The following is a 19,684-nucleotide window of genomic DNA, read 5'->3' as shown; positions in this document are numbered from 1 at the left end:
AGTTTTATTTTCTTGATAGGACACGTGAACCACCTGCTACTTCAGCAATGTAGAAGTCTGGGGCATAGCCGATTTTTTCTGTGTAGATGTCGCCAACGTTTTTGGTGAATTGCTCAACTTTGTCTTTAGCGACAATGGCGATACCACAGCCACCAAATCCAGCACCTGTCATACGTGCACCAAGCACGCCTTCTTGTTCCCAAGCAGTGTGTGCTAAGGTATCAAGTTCAATACCTGTTACTTCATAGTCATGCTCTAAAGACACGTGAGAAGCATTAACCAAGCGACCGAATTTTTCCAAGTCACCAGCTGCTAAAGCTTCACGCGCTTCTAAAGTTCTTTGATTTTCAAGGACAGCATGACGAGCGCGTTTGATACGATTTTCATCCTTGATGAGATAAGCGTACTCATCAAAGGTTTTGGCATCCAACTCACCAAGCGTTTTAATAGTTAAAACAGCGTTTAATTCTTCAACAGCCATTTCACATTCACTGCGACGTTCATTATATTTTGAATCTGCCAATTCACGGCGTTTGTTGGTATTCATAATCACAATAACGTTATTGCCCAAGTCAAGCGGTACTAAATCATACTCTAAGGTATTAGTATCCAGGTAGATAGCACGATTATCTGCTCCCATACCAATAGCAAACTGATCCATAATGCCTGAGTTAACCCCGATAAAATTATTTTCAGTTTGTTTACCAATTTTGACAAGGTCAAGACGTTCTAATTTAAGATCAAATAATTCTTCTGCAATAATACCAATCAACAGTTCTAATGATGCTGATGATGATAACCCAGCACCATTTGGAATATTACCATAAACATAGATATCCATACCCTTGTCAATAGTATGACCTGCTTCTTGCAAGAATTTAAGAACACCTTTAGCATAGTTTGTCCAATTGTCTTTCTTATCAAACACAAGATTATTCAAATCCACTTCGATAATACCTAACTCTTCAAAGTTGGCTGAATAAAAACGTAAGGTTTGATCGTCACGTTTTCTTGCTGCTCCATATGTTCCAATGGTGATAGCTGCTGGAAAGACATGACCACCATTATAGTCGGTATGCTCACCTATCAAATTAATACGTCCTGGCGAGAAGAAAGTAGCGTCGGCGTCAGCATTAAAAATCGCTGAAAAAGCTTGTTGTAATTCTTGAATCTCCATGAGAATCTCCTTTTAAACTATTTGATAATGTTTCACTATTATTTTACGCTTTAGAAAAACTAAAGTCAATTATTTTAGTAAAATTTTACTAATTTTTTAATTGTTATGATATAATAAAAACGATTAAAGGAGAATGGTTATGGCAACAATTAAAGATATTGCTAAGTCAGCAAATGTTTCAATAGCAACAGTATCAAGGGTTCTCAGCCAAGATGACACCCTTTCAGTCAGTCCTGAGACCAGAAAAAAAATAATCAGTGCTGCCGAAAGACTCAACTACACCAAACATCAAAAAAATACCAAAAAAGTTGGTCCCAAAAAAACAATAGCCATTTTGCAATGGTACAGTGAACAAGAAGAGCTAAACGACCTCTACTACTACGCCATTCGGATTGGTATTGAAAAGAGAGCTCAAGAGCTAGGATATGATATCCTACGCTTTTTCAACAATGCTATTTTTTCGATTGATACTGACATTACAGGGATTATTGCCATCGGTAAATTCAGTCAAAAACAGATTAAAAAACTGGAAAAAATCACTTCAACACTCATTTTTGTTGATAGTGATACGCTTAATAGTGGCTATTCTTGTGTGACAACGGATTTTGATAGTTCAGTCATCAATACCATTGATTATTTTTTAAATCAAAATCTATCTGATATCGGAATGATAGCTGGTGAAGAATCTACAAGTGATGGTTTAGACCATTTGATTGATCAACGTTTTCGAACCTTCAAAAATTACATGAGTGAATTAGGCATCTACAAAGCAAAATCAGTTTATGTAGGACCATTTTCAACCCAATCAGGCTATGAATTGATGCAAAAAGCTATTAAAGAATTAGGCAAGGAACTTCCCAAAGCCTTCTTCATTGCTAATGATACCTTAGCAGTTGGGGCTTTAAAAGCATTGCAAGAAGCTAAAATTCCTGTCCCTGAAAGAGTGAGTCTTATTGCTTTTAATGACACACCAATTACTAAACAAGTTTATCCTACTTTATCAAGTGTCACTGTCTATACTGAAGAAATGGGGAAAATTGCAGTGGATTTGATGACACAACTATTATCTCCTAATCCTCCAAAAATTGCTTCAATGGTTAGATTGGCCACAAAGTTAACCATCAGAGATAGTTGCCTCTAATAAAAAACCACGATAATAAAATCGTGGTTTTTAAATTACGCTTTTGTGTACGCAAATGTTATCGTATGTGTCTGTGTATCTCCTTTTTTGATAATAGTATCACCAAAGTCTGGATGATTAATGGCATCAGGAAGTGTTTGTGCTTCCATTGCGACACCCTCATGTTTTTTATTTTCAAGACCATTATCTCTGGCAAAATAAACATTATCCTCAGGGAAGTTAAAGGTATAAACAACAAGAGCGTTTCTATCTGAATAAATAGAGACGGTGTCACGGCTTTCTTTATCTCTTAAAACAGCAATCGGCTGATTGTCTTTTGAGCTGACAAGAAAGGCATCATCTATCCCACCTGTTGCTTCAATGGCCGGAATGATTGGCTTAAAGTTTCTAAAATCATAAGGTGTGTTTACCACTTCTTTTTTGATCCCTGTTGGAATGAGAGTGTCATCTGATTCTAGGACTTGGTCTGCCTGGATTTGTAATTCATGACTTGATAAATCTTGCTTATCACTAAGGTTGAAATAAACATGGTTTGTTGGATTAAAGAGGGTATCTTTAGTGACGTCTGACGCTGTGTAAGAAACTGTTAATTTATTTTTATTGTCTAATTGATAAAAAGCAGTGACTGTCATGTCCCCTGGAAAGCCATCAACGGTTTCCTTGGCATGGTAGGTAAATTTGACCCCAATTGTATCATTGTTTTGAACTAACTCATAATCCCAGTGCTGGCGATTAAAACCATTTGGACCACCATGTAAAGCATTGCCATTATTGTTTTGTGCCACCTGATAGTCTTTTCCTGAAATTGTAAATTGACCTTTATGAATACGTCCTGCCACACGACCAATAGACTGGCCGGCAGCTATACCGTTTTGGTTGTAATGACTTGGTGTGTCAAATCCTAAAACAATATTTTTCTTAGAACCATCTGCTTGAGGTACTAAAAAAGCTTGCCAAGTAGCTCCTAATGTTATCAGATGAGCTTCAATCCCATTATCATTAATAAGACGAATTTGAGTGACCTCTTTATCAGCGATTGTTTCAATCACTTTTGTTAGAATTTCCATAGTAATCTCCTTCAAACAATTTAACTATTCTTATTTTACAACTTAATATATTAAAAGTAAACGTTTTCTTATCCTTTCGCTAAAAACCCCACTCTAGAAAGCTAGGGTGGGGTCTGATGGTTTGACTAAAAAACTATTCGTCATTTAATCTTTTTTGACGTGAATAACCAAATTTAGAAGCAATTGCAAGTAAACCTAGACCCACTAAACCTAATAGAGAATGGTTTTCACCTGTATTAGGCAATTGGTGGTGTGCCTTAGTTTGAACTGTCTTATCTGTTTTTTCTTGGTGACTGGATTGACTAGCTGGTACTTCTTTAGTTTGATTGTTTGGCATCGTAACCATTTCGTCTTTCACCAAGTTAGCTCTCAATAATTGTGGCTCATTATCAACGCCTCCTGCTAAATCATTAGCATCAAAGCTACCATAAACCGTCAATACTTTTTTATCGAGAGAGAGGTGATACTCTACTGGATCAACAAAAACATTGTCAAAATGATAACCAGTTGGTGCCTCATAAACTCTTTTTTCAATCGGACTATGAGATCGCCCTTTGATAAGTTCTTTGACAAAAGGTGTGCCATCTTCATAAGTCAATTCGATCGTCAACTCTTGTTCAGCTTGAGGAGTCGCTTTTAGTCTAAATACAGTAGCTGTTAGTGGTGCCAAATGAACGGCATCAGCTGTTTTATTGACACCAAATGGTTGACTAATTGGCGTAATACCTGCCATTTGACCATCCACAATAATATCAGCTTCTAGTAAAGGCTTATAGGCATCTGATAAGACAAACTGGCGCTCTTTTGTATCTGCATTGATAAAGACCGCATAAACTTCACCGTTTGAAGCAATGGTTTGATAAGCAATAACCAAATCATCTGTGTTGATTCCATTTTGATTAGGTTGAGAGATGAGGCTGACATTTTTGTTGATTTCAGCCATGGTTTTGAGATTAAAGGCATCCGTTGAACGTCTTAGAGCAATTAATCCTTTGGTATAGGCTTGGCTCAGTGTGTGTTCAGGATAAGCCTCTTTATCAGTTGCTTTTTGCCAATCAAATCGATTAATGGCATCTGTTGAATCATAAGAATCATGAATGAAATAAGGGTATTTGAAAGGATTACCCTGCTCATCCACTAAGAGATGGGCTTTACTTGGTACCTTATCATCTGCTACTGGTTTTTCATATCCTACTCCTAAGAATTGTTTCGTACGACCATATTCTTGACCAGAGTGAATAAATGGTGTTCCTTGTGAGGTTAGTACCAAAAGATTTCCAATACGCAAACGTTTATGGATTTCTTGTAAATTCTCTGCAATAGCTGGGTCTTTCTTAATAGATTGGGCAATAATATCAAATAAGGTTAAATTATCATGGGCAGCAATGTATTGAATGACATCTCCTGGTGAATCTGCTGTGAAATTACCTGGTAGTGCTTTGATATTGTTAAAGAGTTGTTCAATATTTTTAGCACCATTTGTGATAAAGGCAGGTTGTCCTTCACTTGGGAAACCAGATTTCAAGAGATTTCTGATATCATCTGAAAAGACTGCCACTGTATCTGTTTGATTCATCCAAGTTTGGTCAGCTGCTTGCTGAGCTTTGTTTTCATCACCAACAAAAGTCAACCAGCCCTCTCCCAACATGATAATATTAGGATTTATTTTCTTAGCTTCCAAATAAGCTTTTTCAATAGACTCTGCATCATGGTCACCCATCATATCAAAACGGAAACCATCTATCTTAAACTCATCAACGAGGTATTTGATAGAATCTACCAATACACGTTGGCTCATATGGTGAGTCGTTCCTAAACGTCCACCACCAAAGCTAGTTCTAGGTGTGCCATTAGCATCCATGAAGTGATAATAATTTGGTTCTAAATCTTCAAAAATAAAGATTTTAGCCGTATGGTTATAAACCACATCTAAAATCACGCCCATGCCACGCTTGTGAATTTCATTGACGAGTTCTTTAAATTCAGCAATTCTAGCAAGTGGATTAGTTGGTGTTTCTGAATACATACCTGTCAAAGCAAAATAGCTTTGTGGGTCATAACCCCAATTATAGTTGGTATCACTTGAGGCATAGTTTGTTAAACGTTTCCCATTTTCTGATTCATTAGCGAAATAATAGCTCATAACAGGTAATAGTTGGACATGAGTAACACCAAGATCTTTAAGGTAGTCTAATTTTTCAATAAAGGCTGAGAAGGTTCCAAATTGATGCTTTAATCCTTTGGCAATTGACTCATCAGAAGTGAAATCACGGACATGCGCTTCATAAATGATAGCATCTTCTCTTGTTTTGAAGCCATCAATTTGAGCAAACGTCAATTCCTTTGGTCCTACTTGAGAAGGATCAACAAAGGCAGCTTTCGCCACTCTATAAGATGGATCTGTGTCTGCTAACTCACTATTCCAAGCCGCCAATGACTTGGCATAAGGGTCAAGCACTAGAACTTTCTCTTGTCCTCTAGTGATTTCATAGTGGTAATAGTAGCCACGATAATCACTAATATTAAGTTCTGTGTCTGCTTTTAGCTGTGTATGCCACTGACCAAGATCCCCCTTAGTCATAGCCACTTTTCCGACTATTTTGGCTTGATTGTCCTTATCATAGACCACCACATCAACTGCATCAGCACTTGGTGACCAGAAAGTCATTTCAATAACTCGTCCGTCTTCCTTAACTTGTGCACCTAGAGGCCCATCATAGCGATAAATACTATCTTTTAATTGCCAGTTCATTGCTGTTTTAAAATCATCATCACCAAAATGAATGGTATAAGGTGCGCTTGTTTGTGGAAATTCTCCCATCAAGGTCACAATTTTTGTCTTTTCATCAATCAGAATATCTGACAATGATACCGTTTGATTTGACGCATCTGAAACGGTAATGTCTTTCATTAAATCTTCTTTTGTCACACCATCTAAAGTGTTAAAAATGGTTTCAATGGTGTTTAAGCCTGTGTGTTGTGCTCCAATCATACGAGTATTATTTACAAAATAAGGATTTGTGTAAATGGTAGGGTCACTATCTTTTACAAAAATCTGCGTTTGCCCTTTCATTAATGATAATTTGTAATCATTTGGTTGAATTTTAACATCATCACCCGATTTACTCTCATCAATCAACAAGAATCCTAGTTCTTTAGGTAAATCAGTTAATTTGATATCAATATATCTACCATAATTGCCTGTTTGTTCAAAATCAATACCATCAGGCCATTGTGTAATTTCTCCCGGTTTTGTTTCGACATCACCCCAAATCCAAAGAGATTTTTGATCATATTGGCCGTCAGTTCGGAAATAATTAATACGTAAATAGCCTTCTTGAAGTGGTTCATACAGTTGATAATTGTAATCATCATCAAACCACGCTTCATTCATTTTTGAGGCAATGAGTTCAATTGTTTTATCACCTGTAATGTTATCACCAGCTGTATTATTGATTAAAAGACTAATTTTATTTCTGTTGCCTGAACTCATTTTCAAGTCTAAATAATAGCCATAGTCATCTTCTTTTGCAGTGCTAAAATTAATAGCTCCTGTTGGCCAAGCACCATTATCACTTGATGGTGTTTCCACATCATCCCAAATCCATAAGCCAAGACTTGAAAGATTATCTGATGGTAATTTTTTAAAATGTACTCTGAAATAACCTTCCTCAATAGGTTCTTGTGTTTTAGTAACTGCACTTGAGGATAGAATCTCACCATTATCTGTTCTTAATAGCATGGTACCACCCTCTTTTAGTGAAGGGATTGTCACATAAACAAAGAATTTGCCATCCTCAGCAAGACTAGAATGCGTTTTACCACTGTAGTCATCGGTGATCATAGTATCTGCAGCAGAAACCTCTAGCTTAATCTCTTTATTGTCTGCTCCTGTTGCATAAAGTACATAGACACTATCATCCTTATAAGATCGCTTGGTTAAGAGCCATTGTTGGCTATCACTTCCACCTAACTCTTCATTTGTTCCTCTTGAGAGTGTTTCTGAGTGTGCATTTCGAAAGGCTAACACTTTTTTATAGTGAGCTAAAACATCATTATTTTTAGTGTTTTCCCAATCAAACAGGTAACGGTTATCATAAATGGGCCAATTATTAGCACCTGATTGTCCTAATTCTTCACCGTAATAGATGACAGGTTGCCCTTTAGCTGTTATCAACATAGTAGCAGCTAATTTTAATTTGTTGGTGTCGCCACCAACACTATATAAGAAACCATCTTCATCATGGCTTCCTAAAAATTGTCCAAGAGTGGCAGAACTAGTTAAGGTAGCATTTCTTTGCATCAATTCTTTATTGGCCGCTTTTAGATGACCATTGACCAAAAATTTAGCAATATCTTTAAAACCAAAATCTAAGAGGCTATCCATTGTTCCTACACCAAGATCACCTTTAGTGTCCTGATAGTTGGCACCCCAGCTCTCTCCAATCAAATGGAAATCAACGTCTTTTTGAGCAAGAGCATTTTTAAAGTGTTGCCAAGTCGTATCATCCACATGTTTAACGGTATCCACACGAAAGGCATAAATACTATTTCCTTTTGCTGTTGTTGAACGATCTAACCAAGAAGATTGCCATGACACCAATTGGTCACGAACAGCCATGTCTTCTGTTTTAAAATCAGGTAGTCCTGCGAGTGAACCTCTTTCATCATCACCGTCTTTTGTTTCTTCTGGGCTACGAATCAATCCCTTGAAATTGTCCTGTGCCCCATAACCCGCATGATTTAAAACCACATCAACAATAATGTTGATATTTTTTTCTGCAGCCTTGTCAATTAATTCATGAAAGTCTGCTAATGATCCAAGATGAGGATTTAAAGCTTCAAAACGAGAAGCCCAATAGCCATGATAAGCATAGTATTCACCATCTTCTTTTGTGCCAGCATCCGTTTCAATATTTTCGACAATCGGTGTTATCCAGATAGAAGAAACTCCTAAATCTTTCAGGTAGTCTAATTTCTCAGTAATCCCTTTAAAATCACCACCTTGATAGAGACCTGCTTGATTTTTGACAGAAGTGGTATCAATTTGATTAGGATTATCATTGGTTTTATCACCATTATAGAAACGGTCGGTCAGCATGAAATAGATAATTTGCTCATCCCAGTCTTTTTCATTGGCTGCCTTATTTCTTTTAGTCACTTCAACTGAAACTGTTGTGTCATAATAGCCATTATCTTTATCATAAACTCTAATTGGTAAATCATAATTTCCCGGTGTGATGTCACTAGTAGCAGTAATCGTTACTTTGTTTAACTCTGTTGAAATTGGTATTTTTTTACCACCAATAAGGCTGGTATCGATTTCCATTTTAGCAATCTCAACTTGGTCTGGGTTAGTAACCGTTAAACTAACTATAGCATTTTCATTGTAATTAAAAGAACGATTCACTGTTGCTTGAACAGTGATGTTAGCAGTCCCAGGAACAGCCTTTTCAGTGTCTAACATTGGTTTATCGGCAATAAAATAGGGATTGGTATAAACATCGCTAGACGCATCATTTAAGAATAACTGACTATGTTTTTCTCTATTTGAAAAGGCAAAATCCTTGGTTTTATTGCCAGGCAATTCTGGATTATTTTGATTGACTAATAAAAATCCAATCTGAGAGGATAAGCCTTTTGATAGTGGAATATCAAGATAGCGACCGTATGAGCCAGTGTCTTTAAAATCTAAAGCACCATTTGGCCAATCGCTGGAAGCTTCTGTGTCCCCCCATAGCCAAACACCCCAGCCATCATAGTTATTATCCTTACGATAATAATTAATTCTCAAGGTATTCTCATCAGCTAAAGGTTGATAGGGATAAACGTCTAAGTTTTTGGTTATCCAAGCCTCAGTCATATTCGGGGTCAACAATTCAACTTTTTGGTCGGCATCAACAACCTTCTCACCATTTTTTAAAAGGAGATAACCAATGGTTGACGGATTATCAGATGTCTTAAGATCGACATAGTGTCCAAAGTCATCTACCTGATTGGCTGAAAATGAAGTGGCACCATTTGGCCAGTTTTCTGAAGGTTTCTCAACACTTCCCCACAACCAGAGGGCATTTTGTTCAACATTATCAGCTTCAAGTCCTTCAAAATGAAGACGAACATGTCCTGCTTCAATGGCTGGTGTCGCTTGAGATTCTGTCTGAGCGACGGCTACTGGTAAGATAGTATCGTCGAGACGGTTTTCCTGAACAGCAGCCTCTTGATTAGCGACTTCAACGCTATCTTTTGAAATAATATCGGAACCATCTTCAAGCAGTGCTTGACTATCATTTGATGGTAAACTAGTCGTTGACTCAAGCAAATTATCCGAAACAGCTATGTCTTTATTTACTTGATCGTCAACAGACAAATCTTCCTCACTGACCGGTAAATCAGTTTTATCAGTAACTTCCGTTGTCACTAGCTGTGTGTTTTCTGTTTTATCCTCAGCTAAAACAAGTGTGTTGCTTACCATTCCAGTAACAAAAAAACTAGAAGCAATCGCTATTGAAGCAACTCCAACTTTTAAACTTCTGATAGAAAACACCTGTTTTTTATCAGAAGGGTAGGTTTTACCTTGCTTAGAAGTATTAGGCATTATGTCTTTCCTCCTTTTTATGTGTTTTGTGATACACCTATTAGTATACTCTTTTGATAAGGTTTAGGCAAGCGCTTGCATAGACCTTTTTAAAAAAAGTCTAACCCCTATAGATTAGACTTTTGAATCTTATTTGACAACAATGTTGACCAGTTTATTTGGAACAGCAATCACTTTCACAATTGTTTTACCTGTTATCAACTCAGCAATTTTTTCATCAGATTTAGCGAGAGATTCCAGTTCTTCACGACTGGTATCTTTAGCAATTACTAATTTAGAACGAACCTTACCGTTGATTTGAACAACAATTTCAATCTCATCTTCAACCAATTGTTTTTCGTCATAGGTTGGCCATGATTCATAAGAAATCGATTGACCGGTTGGGTTAATCTTTTGCCATAATTCTTCAGCCAAATGAGGAGCAAAAGGGGCAAGAAGCTGAATAAAGCCTTTCGCATCATCAATGAAGAATTTTTCTTCTTTGTTGGCAGCATTGACAAAGACCATCAATTGGGCAATAGCAGTATTAAATTTCAGACTCTCAATCTGTTCTGTTACTGCTTTAACGGTTTCATGGTAAACCTTGGTCAAATGGCCGTTGTTCTCTGTTGTTGTTTCTTTTGACGTCAACAAGCGGTAAACACGGTCTAGGAATTTACGACTTCCTTCAAGACCATCTTCTGACCAAGCAATGCTAGCATCAAGTGGTCCCATAAACATCTCATAAACTCTAAGTGTGTCAGCACCATATTTTTCAACCACATCATCAGGATTGATAACATTTTTAAGTGACTTCGACATTTTCGCTGGACCTTGTTCGAGTTCTTCTCCTGTTTCTAGATGGTAGAAAAGTCCATCTCTTTCTTCTATCTTATCCGTCGCAACAAGGGCGCCTCTGCTATCTCGATAGCTTGTTCCTAAAATCATTCCTTGGTTAAACAGTTTTTGGAAGGGTTCCTTAGTTGGGACAACTCCAATATCATAAAGGAACTTATGCCAGAATCGGGCATAAAGGAGATGGAGCACAGCATGTTCTGCTCCGCCAATATAAACATCAACAGGTAGCCATTGTTTCAACAAGTCTTCATCAGCTAGCTTGTTATCATTATGCGGATCAATATAACGGAGATAATACCAGCTTGAGCCTGCCCATTGTGGCATGGTATTGGTTTCACGACGTCCTTTGACACCATCTTCACGTGTGACAGTGAGCCAATCAGTCAAGTTGGCAAGTGGGCTTTCTCCAGTACCACTAGGTTTAATATCACTGGTTTTAGGGAGAACAAGGGGTAAATCCTTTTCAGGAATAGCAGTACTTGTACCATCTTCCCAGTGGATGATTGGAATCGGCTCGCCCCAGTAACGTTGACGGCTAAAGAGCCAGTCACGCAAGCGATAACTGATTTTTTGAGTACCAATCTTCTTGTCTTCAAGCCAAGCCACCATCTTTGTGATAGCCTCTTCTTTAGCAAGACCGTCAAGGAAGTCAGAATTGATATGAGGCCCATCTTCTGTAAAGGCTTCTTTGGTGATATCCCCACCTTCAAGAACAGGAATAATGTCTAAGTCAAACTGTTTGGCGAACTCCCAGTCGCGTTGATCGTGAGCAGGCACAGCCATAATAGCACCTGTGCCATAACTTTTTAGGACATAATCGGCAATCCAGACAGGCATTTCTTTCCCGTTGACAGGATTGATAGCGTAGCTTCCAGTCCAAACACCTGTTTTTTCTTTAGCCAAATCCGTTCTAGCCAAATCCGATTTCAAACTTGCTTGCTTTTGGTAAGCTTGAACAGCTTCTTTTTGTTCTTTAGTAGTAATCTGATCAACCAAGTCATGTTCAGGGGCTAAAACCGCATAAGTGGCACCAAACAAGGTATCAGGACGAGTAGTAAAGACGGTAAATTCTTGCTCAGTATCTTTAACTTTAAAGGTAACATTGGCACCTGTTGATTTACCAATCCAGTTTCGTTGCATGTCTTTAATCGATTCAGGCCAATCAAGGTCATCCAAATCGTTAAGGAGACGTTCTGCGTAGGCAGTAATTTTAAGCATCCATTGACGCATTGGTTTACGAACAACAGGATAACCACCACGCTCTGAAGTCCCATCAGGCAAAACTTCTTCATTGGCAATAGCAGTTCCAAGCTCTTCTACCCAGTTAACAGGTACTTCTGCTTCATAGGCCAAACCTTTTTCATAGAGTTTGGTAAAAATCCACTGCGTCCATTTATAGTAGTTAGGGTCAGTCGTGTTAACTTCACGATCCCAGTCATAAGAAAAACCAAGAGCGTTGATTTGACGTTTGAAATTGGCAATATTTCTTGCTGTAAATTCAGCTGGATCATTGCCTGTATCGATGGCATATTGTTCAGCAGGCAGACCAAAAGCATCCCAACCCATTGGGTGTAAGACATTATAGCCTTGTGCTCTCTTATAACGGCTCAAAATATCAGTAGCCGTGTAGCCTTCGGGATGTCCGACATGGAGCCCCGCACCACTTGGGTATGGAAACATATCTAAAGCATAAAAACTAGGTTTATTTTTATCTGTTCCCGTTTTAAATGTGTGATTTTCAGCCCAGTAGGCTTGCCATTTCTTTTCAATAGCCTTGTGATTGTAATATACCATAGTATTCTCCATTAAATGTAGTGTTTTTATTATAGCACGTTTTTGAAATTTTTTTAAATCAATTATCAAAAGAAGCACCGTTTAATACGGTGCTGGTTGATTAAATTTAAAATGGTTTATTTGGTTTATCTGGTAAACCTCAATGTCCCATATCAAAACGATTGTTAAAATACTCATCCAACATTAATCTGTGCTTAGCTGACAATGAATCAAGTGCCATTATTTCGTCTTTTGAAAAATAGCGAAGCAATAAAGTTTCTTCATTATGAAAATGAGTGATATCTGGCTCTGAGAGGCTTCTTAAAGCATACAAAAAGACAACCGTTTGAACTTTGTCACCATTCGGATAAACCTCTTCAAAGTTTGTATAGACATTGAGTAAACGTGTGGGCTCAACAATAATGCCTGTTTCCTCTAAAAATTCACGCTTACAAGTTGTGACGGTATCCTCACCAAGTTCTTGAGCACCGCCTGGAATAGCCCATGTCTTTTTATCAGCACGCAGTTGCAAAAGAACTCGACCATGACTATCAGCTAAAATACCGCCAGCAAAGGTTAAGATAATCTTGTCGTGTCCTACTTTTTCTCTAATATAGTGGATATAATCCATTGAAACCTCCAAAATTAATGAGACAAAATACTTTTTGATGAACTCTTTTGACCTAGTTTAAGTATTTGATACTCATTTGTTTTAATAAAAAATAAATACACTTTATTCTTTATAAAAATATTTTCTATACACTCTTGATAATACCAAAGTTAATGCCCATAGCATACCAAGAGCCATAATAATAGAATTTATTGGATTTATTTTAGTAAGTCCAATCACTAGTCCAATAATTGGACTAGTAGACATTATTAGATATAATAAAAATAACAAAAAATGAATTTCACCAATTCCAGCAAAAAAATGTTTCATATAAAAATAACCTCCTTATTACTTTATTTATTAAACGTACTAATAATAAAGTTAGTAACATTCAATTTCTTAGTCAAAGATAGTTATAAAAGTATCCTTCTATTATACCAATACCTCCATGATAGTATCATTAAAAAACCTAATTCTTTTGTAATTTCTTCCAAACAATTGATAGTAGATTAACACCACTTACTGCAATTATTAACTCAATTGGCAAAAAATAATAATTCCAAATCATATGAGTAAGAATCAACGATAGGAAAACTGCCAAATCAAAATAGCTGTTTTGAATACGTTCTGAAAGTTTATAATAGATAAATAAAAGAATGATTGAGACTAGAATAATTGTCATAAAAATTCTCCTATTTGTTAGTAGCAAATTCTTTAGATGCTCAAATTAAAACTTTTTCATTCTTATCACTGAAAAGATTATTAAAACTGCTCCTAAAATAAACAGAACCAATTCTAAAAACTGATCATTTGGTTTAATGATAGGAATCAGATACATACTCACTGAGACTAATAGCGCTCCAAATAATGCAACTACTAGAATTGCTTTTTCACCCAGCTTCATCATGTTTCACCTACCATTTCTCTGATGTTTATCTTTTTAATCTTTTAAACAAAGCAATTTCTCTTTTTCTCTAATGAAGATAATTTTAATAGTCTTTATTAAAATTATTAGGTTATCTACTAATATCATTATAGCATTAAAATAAAATTTATCATCAAAAGCTATTCATTTTTCTTTTAAGATAGTAATATAGTAGAAGAAATTTTCAATAACCTTTTAAGTGTAATATCTTAAATAAAATTAAAAAAGCACCGTTTAATACGGTGCTATTTTTTATATCTTTTTCTTTGTCATAAAGTGCCAACAAATTCTTGCCAGGTAAAAATCTATCGTTCCATGGATGAGTGTTCCAAAACCAACTAACCAGAGCATGGTAAACCAGTAATTGGTTTCAACTTGGGAGCCTGTTGTCATCACGATAACGACTAAAAATTCTGCTAAGCCATGGATAAGGTTAATGATTATGGCAAACAGGAAAGTTGTGAAGGGTTTGGCAAATATGACTATGCGTTTTTTGATTAAAATTGCCCCTATACTTGCAAAGATAACATGTGACAGCGCTCTAAAAACTATCACTATGGGAAAACCTGCCATAAAAAAACCTAGCGTACTGCCCAGTGAGACGAAAATTGCAATGCTGGGAGAGATGAACATGGCGATAAAGATCGGCACATGGCTAGCAAGAGTAAATGACGCTGGACCAATAATGATTTTGGCTGGCATAACGATAGGAATAGCAATGGCAAAAGCTGTTAACAAGGCACTTAGAGCCATTTTTTGAGTTCTTGAACGATTCACTTGTCATCTCCTTTTGGTTGATCACAAGTATTTTATCATGTGTCTTGACACCTGTCAACTATATTAATAAAATGCCTTCTTTCTTTAGTTGTTCAAGAATCTTATCACAGTCTTCTTTTGACGGACAAGCAATGGTATGGTTGTGAATGCCGTGTGTCAAATGGCTTAATAAAGCACCTTGATGTTCTTTGACTTGTTGGGTAAAGTATTTTATATCATCTTTTGTGGCAATATTTAATGTCGCTGTTAGAATGCCATAAAGCGGGTGTTCAATCTCTACATCCAAAACTTGTCCACGACCACTGACAATGATGTCTAATTCTTTTGCCACTTCTTCTTCTGAATGCTGGCAGGCTATTTTTTTAATATACTGAGGCTTTGGCTTGGGAAGATTATCAACCAATAGATAGCCTCTATGAGTTGCCATAACATCTATACTACTAGCCCTTAATAAGGCAATATCACCAACAATGACTTGTCTACTAACGCCTAATTCTTTTGCTAGTTTAGTTGCTGAGATAGGTGTGCTACTCTCTTTTAAGATGCTTATAATCTGGTCGCGCCTTTGGCTTGCTTTCATAAACTACTTACCTTTCTTAACAATTTTTAACATTAGCAGTATAACTTTTTTAAGATAATGATAACATAAAAAAGAGATGGCATAAAGCCACCTCTTGTTATTATTAATCTTCAGTAACGAAAGGCATAAGAGCCATAACACGTGCACGTTTAATTGCAGTTGTTACTTTACGTTGATTTTTAGCTGATGTTCCAGTCACACGACGTGGAAGAATTTTTCCACGCTCAGAAACGAAACGGCTAAGTAGTTCAGTATCTTTGTAATCAACATATTCAATTTTGTTAGCTGCGATATAATCAACTTTTTTACGGCGTTTGAAACCGCCACGACGTTGTTGAGCCATATTTTTCTCCTTATATACTTTTAATCATCCTCTTAGAATGGTAAATCATCATCAGAAATTTCAATCGGATTGGCATTACCAAACGGATTGTCATCTCTTGCAAAGTTAGGTGTTTGAGCTTGTGAAGTCGGTTGTGGATTTGCTGGTGATGGATTGTAACCACCAGTGCTTGCACCTTCACGTGTAGCACGACTTTCCAAGATTTGGAAATTGTCAGCGACAACTTCAGTCACATACACACGTTGACCTTGTTGATTTTCATAGTTACGTGTTTGAATACGACCGGTAACACCTAGTAACGTTCCTTTTTTAGCCCAGTTAGCCAAATTTTCAGCTTGTTGGCGCCAAATCACAACATTGATAAAATCAGCGTCACGCTCACCATTTTGATTTTTAAAATTACGGTTTACAGCTAAAGTAAATGTTGCGACGGCTTGATTACTTGGTGTGTATCGAAGTTCTGCATCTCTGGTCATACGACCTACTAGTACTACATTATTAATCATAAACTACCTTCTTACGCTTCAAGTTTAACAATCATGTGACGAAGAATGTCACCATTGATTTTTGAAAGACGGTCAAACTCTTTGATAGCAACATCGTTGTCTGCTTCAACAGTAACAATGTGGTAAAGTCCTTCACGGAAATCTTGGATTTCGTAGGCAAGACGACGTTTTTCCCAATCTTTTGATTCAACAACAGTTGCACCGTTGTCAGTCAAGATAGCGTCAAAACGTGCTACCAAAGCATTTTTTGCTTCTTCTTCAATGTTTGGACGAATGATATAAAGAATTTCGTATTTAGTCATTGATATTTTCCTCCTTTTGGTCTAATGACTCATGATCTTGTCATGAGTAAGTGAGGGATTCTCACAAGACACTATTATACATGATAATGGCTTGTTTTGCAAGTAAAATATAGTCCTTTCCTTAGAAAAATGTTATAATAGTTTCAAAACAAAGGAAAGATTTGATAGCCATGACTGATAAAAAAAGAAAAGTAAAACGATTGGATATAATCACTTACATTTGGCAATTTTTTGCTGCCTATTTGATTTTTAATATCCTTTTTGAAATGCTACTAGACAATTTTGAGACTCTAGAAAATTTTTCTGAAACCTTTAGTGTCTTATTAGCGTTACCAACACCAGTGATTTTATCTATTTTTGAACAAGCAGGTGCTATCACTCAACTTGAGCAAAAATTGGCATCCTACAATAGCAATATTATGATGACAGAAGACCAGATTCGATTGCTAAAAAAAGAAGGTGACAAAGAGGCGTTAGAAGACGTGACGGATAAACTTTACCGCTATAAAGTTTCTTATAATGAAACGATAGAGTCTTATAATAACACCATCAATCTCCTACCATTTAAATTTTTCAAACACATTCTAGGTCACAAGGAAAAAAGTTATTTTTCTGATTTTGACTTTTAAATACTGAAAAAGATGATCAGATCATCTTTTTTTATTAAGTATTAATCCAGAATTTTCAAAAATGAAAGGTTTTGTTACAATAAAATTATGTTAGATTTAAATGATTATGGCATCACAATGTGGGATGATGCCAAAATAGCTTCTTTTAGAAGAACACTTTTAGCTTGGTATGATGAAAACAAGCGTGATTTACCATGGCGTAGAACTGATAACCCCTATCATATTTGGGTGTCAGAAATTATGCTTCAGCAAACACAAGTCGTCACTGTCATTCCTTATTACACAAGATTTTTAGAATGGTTTCCGACCATTTCAGATTTAGCTAAGGCGCCAGAAGAAAAAATTTTGAAAGCTTGGGAAGGACTTGGCTATTATTCACGAGTAAAAAATATGCAGAAAGCTGCCCAACAAATCGAGGCAGATTTTTCTGGTCAGTTTCCCAGTCGCTATCAAGACATTCTTAGTTTGAAAGGAATTGGCCCATACACAGCTGGTGCTATTGCAAGTATTGCCTTTAATAAACCAACCCCTGCTGTTGATGGTAATGTCATGCGTGTCTTGGCCCGCCTTTTTGAAGTCAATTACGATATCGGCGATCCCAAAAACATTAAACTATTCCAAGCTATAATGGCTCAATTGATAGATCATGAACGACCTGGTGATTTCAATCAAGCTTTTATGGATTTAGGGACTGATATCGAGTCAGCAAAAAATCCGCGCCCAGAAGAGAGCCCTATTCGTTTTTTTAGTGGTGCCTACCTCCATGGAACGATGGACAAATATCCCATTAAAAAACCTAAGAAGAAACCACGTCCCATTCATTTGCAAGCTTTTATTATTCAAAACCAAAAAGGAGACTACCTTCTTGAAAAAAATACTCAAGACAAATTGCTAGGAGGGTTTTGGTCTTTTCCAATCCTTGAACAAGAAGTCCTTGACACACAACTTGACTTATTTGATGTGGAAAACTCTAAAACGGTAGCTTTTAAATCGCAAAAAGAGACTTTTCTTAAGGAATATCCTTTACAAATAGCTTGGAGTGAGCAAACGTTCCCCCTTGTTAAGCATGTTTTTAGCCATCAAAAATGGGAAGTGGAATTGATAGAAGGTAAGGCATTATCAGATGAACTGTCATCCGAGAAAGTGCTTATTTGGTTGCCAGAAAAAGAATTTTCCAATTATCCCTTTGCAACACCGCAAAAGAAAATGTGGCAAACTTATCAAAAAATAAAACAAGAAAAAAAGAGCTAACTAGTTAGCTCTTTTTATGATTGACAAGACCCTAAGTGGTAAAGTCAACATACTGGGTAGATATAAAAAACGAGAAAAAGTCATTTTCATAATTTAAGATTTTAAGACAAAAAATCTAGAAAAGAGAAAGAAACAAAAGGCACTTGACTTTTGTCTTATTTAACTTTTGACTAGGAAGCGATAATTTAAAAAACGAGAGGACAATAACCTCTCGTTTTTTTAGATAAACTTATATCAACTTTTTAGTGTTTTTTACGACGACGTGCACTCACAAGTGCTAAAGCTGAAATAAGTGTTGCAATACCAATCAAAGCTGCTGAAGATTGTTCATCACCTGTTAAAGGTAATTGAGGACGTTTTTGTGTAGTCATTGGCTTAATTGGAATGCTATTATCATTACCATCATCTGAATCAGAAGGAACAGGCACATAAGGAATTAGTATATCCTCACTTGGATCTTCTGGGATGACTGGTGGCACATAGCCTTTACTTGGGTCTGTTGGATCAACCGGTTGAAGCGGTTGACCATCTGGCCCTTCTGGTGTAGTCCCTGGGACAAATGGAATTGGTGTCACAGGCTTACCTGGTTTAGTTGGGTCTGCTGGGTCATTAGGGTATGGGATAGAAGGAATTGGGTTTTCTGGGTCTGGTTCAAAGCCTGCTGGCACATGTGGCACATAGCTGCCTAATGGGCGATAAACAACCTCAACCGCAATATCATCCTCATCTACCGTTACCGTTTGTACTGCGACAACCCCTTGTGACGCAATGTAGCCAGTAATGACTGGTGAAGTCACCGCATCAAAGGTATCATCACCATTAAGTGCACTCCACTCCCCATATGTCACTGCCTTCGTCACCACATTAATCTTGAATGGACGGGTAAAGGTCACTTTATCTGTGACTGTTTCTGAAACAGTTGCCCCTTGATCATTCACATAAGTAATCGTGCGAGTAATCCCCTTAGAAATCTCCTTCGTCACTTCTTCCAATTGGTCGTCTGTCCAAGTTGGGCCATCTGGATTATTAGGATCTATCGGATCGCCCGGTTTAATCGGATTACCTTCTGGATTTCTTGGCACAATTGGGTTTTCTGGACCAACAGGTTGGGATGGGTTGCTTGGGCCAACTGGCACATCAATAATGACTTCTTTCATCACCACAACATAGT

17 protein-coding genes are annotated in these 19,684 nt (G+C 36.9%); 3 read left to right on the top strand and 14 right to left on the bottom strand.

Features of this window, described 5'->3' with window-relative positions; genetic code table 11:
- Positions 1-4 precede the first annotated feature (4 nt).
- Entirely contained in the window at positions 5-1,177 is a 1,173-nt protein-coding gene (locus JHK62_RS00085; RefSeq protein WP_199574655.1) for a galactokinase, read from the bottom strand.
- Positions 1,178-1,316: 139 nt separating this feature from the next.
- On the opposite strand from JHK62_RS00085, the gene JHK62_RS00080 reads away from it, so the two are divergent.
- Positions 1,317-2,318 carry a LacI family DNA-binding transcriptional regulator gene (locus JHK62_RS00080; RefSeq protein WP_199574654.1) on the top strand — a complete coding sequence of 334 codons (1,002 nt, stop codon included), beginning with the start codon at positions 1,317-1,319 and terminating at the stop codon, positions 2,316-2,318.
- 35 nt (positions 2,319-2,353) lie between these two features.
- Here the strand turns inward: JHK62_RS00080 and JHK62_RS00075 are convergent, their stop codons facing one another.
- The 12 genes from JHK62_RS00075 to rpsF form a co-directional block, all read right to left on the bottom strand.
- On the bottom strand, positions 2,354-3,385 hold the full coding sequence (locus JHK62_RS00075; RefSeq protein ID WP_199574653.1) for an aldose epimerase family protein: 1,032 nt from the start codon (positions 3,383-3,385) through the stop codon (positions 2,354-2,356).
- 133 nt (positions 3,386-3,518) lie between these two features.
- Complete coding sequence (locus tag JHK62_RS00070) at positions 3,519-9,980, bottom strand: pullulanase (RefSeq protein ID WP_199574652.1); 6,462 nt, start codon at positions 9,978-9,980, stop codon at positions 3,519-3,521.
- Positions 9,981-10,109: 129 nt separating this feature from the next.
- Positions 10,110-12,611, bottom strand: coding sequence for a leucine--tRNA ligase (gene leuS, locus JHK62_RS00065; RefSeq protein WP_199574651.1), 2,502 nt, complete (start codon positions 12,609-12,611; stop codon positions 10,110-10,112).
- A gap of 139 nt (positions 12,612-12,750) precedes the next feature.
- Positions 12,751-13,221 carry an NUDIX hydrolase gene (locus tag JHK62_RS00060; protein WP_199574650.1) on the bottom strand — a complete coding sequence of 157 codons (471 nt, stop codon included), beginning with the start codon at positions 13,219-13,221 and terminating at the stop codon, positions 12,751-12,753.
- Positions 13,222-13,323: 102 nt separating this feature from the next.
- Positions 13,324-13,530: a hypothetical protein gene (locus JHK62_RS00055; protein WP_199574649.1), complete on the bottom strand. Its 207-nt coding sequence runs from the start codon at positions 13,528-13,530 to the stop codon at positions 13,324-13,326.
- A gap of 139 nt (positions 13,531-13,669) precedes the next feature.
- Entirely contained in the window at positions 13,670-13,882 is a 213-nt protein-coding gene (locus JHK62_RS00050) for a hypothetical protein (RefSeq protein ID WP_199574648.1), read from the bottom strand.
- A 45-nt stretch (positions 13,883-13,927) separates the two neighbouring features.
- Positions 13,928-14,107, bottom strand: a complete 180-nt coding sequence (locus JHK62_RS00045) for a hypothetical protein (protein WP_199575248.1) — start codon at positions 14,105-14,107, stop codon at positions 13,928-13,930.
- 270 nt (positions 14,108-14,377) lie between these two features.
- Positions 14,378-14,878 carry a hypothetical protein gene (locus JHK62_RS00040; RefSeq protein ID WP_199575220.1) on the bottom strand — a complete coding sequence of 167 codons (501 nt, stop codon included), beginning with the start codon at positions 14,876-14,878 and terminating at the stop codon, positions 14,378-14,380.
- Between the two features lie 82 nt (positions 14,879-14,960).
- Positions 14,961-15,482, bottom strand: coding sequence for a transcription repressor NadR (locus tag JHK62_RS00035; RefSeq protein ID WP_199574647.1), 522 nt, complete (start codon positions 15,480-15,482; stop codon positions 14,961-14,963).
- 103 nt (positions 15,483-15,585) lie between these two features.
- Positions 15,586-15,825 (bottom strand): 30S ribosomal protein S18, encoded by a 240-nt coding sequence (gene rpsR / locus JHK62_RS00030; protein WP_018369272.1) that lies wholly within the window; start codon positions 15,823-15,825, stop codon positions 15,586-15,588.
- Between the two features lie 32 nt (positions 15,826-15,857).
- Positions 15,858-16,331, bottom strand: coding sequence for a single-stranded DNA-binding protein (locus tag JHK62_RS00025; protein WP_199574646.1), 474 nt, complete (start codon positions 16,329-16,331; stop codon positions 15,858-15,860).
- A gap of 11 nt (positions 16,332-16,342) precedes the next feature.
- Positions 16,343-16,633 carry a 30S ribosomal protein S6 gene (rpsF, locus tag JHK62_RS00020; RefSeq protein WP_199574645.1) on the bottom strand — a complete coding sequence of 97 codons (291 nt, stop codon included), beginning with the start codon at positions 16,631-16,633 and terminating at the stop codon, positions 16,343-16,345.
- Between the two features lie 170 nt (positions 16,634-16,803).
- Here rpsF and JHK62_RS00015 point away from each other — a divergent pair, with 170 nt between their 5' ends.
- Both JHK62_RS00015 and mutY read left to right on the top strand, forming a co-directional pair.
- Positions 16,804-17,262, top strand: a complete 459-nt coding sequence (locus JHK62_RS00015) for a LemA family protein (RefSeq protein ID WP_199574644.1) — start codon at positions 16,804-16,806, stop codon at positions 17,260-17,262.
- An 87-nt stretch (positions 17,263-17,349) separates the two neighbouring features.
- Positions 17,350-18,513 carry an A/G-specific adenine glycosylase gene (mutY, locus tag JHK62_RS00010; RefSeq protein WP_199574643.1) on the top strand — a complete coding sequence of 388 codons (1,164 nt, stop codon included), beginning with the start codon at positions 17,350-17,352 and terminating at the stop codon, positions 18,511-18,513.
- A gap of 242 nt (positions 18,514-18,755) precedes the next feature.
- On the opposite strand, the gene JHK62_RS00005 is transcribed toward mutY, so the two are convergent.
- Positions 18,756-19,684: mucin-binding protein (locus tag JHK62_RS00005; RefSeq protein WP_199574642.1), on the bottom strand; the 929-nt coding region annotated here is incomplete at its 5' end.

The sequence above is a fragment of the Streptococcus pacificus genome, from assembly GCF_016481305.1.
In the GTDB taxonomy this organism is placed as follows: domain Bacteria; phylum Bacillota; class Bacilli; order Lactobacillales; family Streptococcaceae; genus Streptococcus; species Streptococcus pacificus.
The sequence above is the reverse complement of the archived record's forward strand: the minus strand, read 5'-3'. Positions and strand labels throughout refer to the sequence as shown.

What these genes read in the sequence shown, in the direction of transcription:
- rpsF (WP_199574645.1), bottom strand. Translation starts at nt 16,633, where the DNA reads ATGACTAAATACGAAATTCTTTATATCATTCGTCCAAACATTGAAGAA.
- JHK62_RS00085 (WP_199574655.1), bottom strand. Translation starts at nt 1,177, where the DNA reads ATGGAGATTCAAGAATTACAACAAGCTTTTTCAGCGATTTTTAATGCT.
- JHK62_RS00055 (WP_199574649.1), bottom strand. Translation starts at nt 13,530, where the DNA reads ATGAAACATTTTTTTGCTGGAATTGGTGAAATTCATTTTTTGTTATTT.
- JHK62_RS00060 (WP_199574650.1), bottom strand. Translation starts at nt 13,221, where the DNA reads ATGGATTATATCCACTATATTAGAGAAAAAGTAGGACACGACAAGATT.
- JHK62_RS00040 (WP_199575220.1), bottom strand. Translation starts at nt 14,878, where the DNA reads ATGGCTCTAAGTGCCTTGTTAACAGCTTTTGCCATTGCTATTCCTATC.
- JHK62_RS00080 (WP_199574654.1), top strand. Translation starts at nt 1,317, where the DNA reads ATGGCAACAATTAAAGATATTGCTAAGTCAGCAAATGTTTCAATAGCA.
- leuS (WP_199574651.1), bottom strand. Translation starts at nt 12,611, where the DNA reads ATGGTATATTACAATCACAAGGCTATTGAAAAGAAATGGCAAGCCTAC.
- JHK62_RS00075 (WP_199574653.1), bottom strand. Translation starts at nt 3,385, where the DNA reads ATGGAAATTCTAACAAAAGTGATTGAAACAATCGCTGATAAAGAGGTC.
- JHK62_RS00015 (WP_199574644.1), top strand. Translation starts at nt 16,804, where the DNA reads ATGACTGATAAAAAAAGAAAAGTAAAACGATTGGATATAATCACTTAC.
- JHK62_RS00070 (WP_199574652.1), bottom strand. Translation starts at nt 9,980, where the DNA reads ATGCCTAATACTTCTAAGCAAGGTAAAACCTACCCTTCTGATAAAAAA.
- JHK62_RS00035 (WP_199574647.1), bottom strand. Translation starts at nt 15,482, where the DNA reads ATGAAAGCAAGCCAAAGGCGCGACCAGATTATAAGCATCTTAAAAGAG.
- JHK62_RS00045 (WP_199575248.1), bottom strand. Translation starts at nt 14,107, where the DNA reads ATGATGAAGCTGGGTGAAAAAGCAATTCTAGTAGTTGCATTATTTGGA.
- JHK62_RS00025 (WP_199574646.1), bottom strand. Translation starts at nt 16,331, where the DNA reads ATGATTAATAATGTAGTACTAGTAGGTCGTATGACCAGAGATGCAGAA.
- JHK62_RS00050 (WP_199574648.1), bottom strand. Translation starts at nt 13,882, where the DNA reads ATGACAATTATTCTAGTCTCAATCATTCTTTTATTTATCTATTATAAA.
- rpsR (WP_018369272.1), bottom strand. Translation starts at nt 15,825, where the DNA reads ATGGCTCAACAACGTCGTGGCGGTTTCAAACGCCGTAAAAAAGTTGAT.
- mutY (WP_199574643.1), top strand. Translation starts at nt 17,350, where the DNA reads ATGTTAGATTTAAATGATTATGGCATCACAATGTGGGATGATGCCAAA.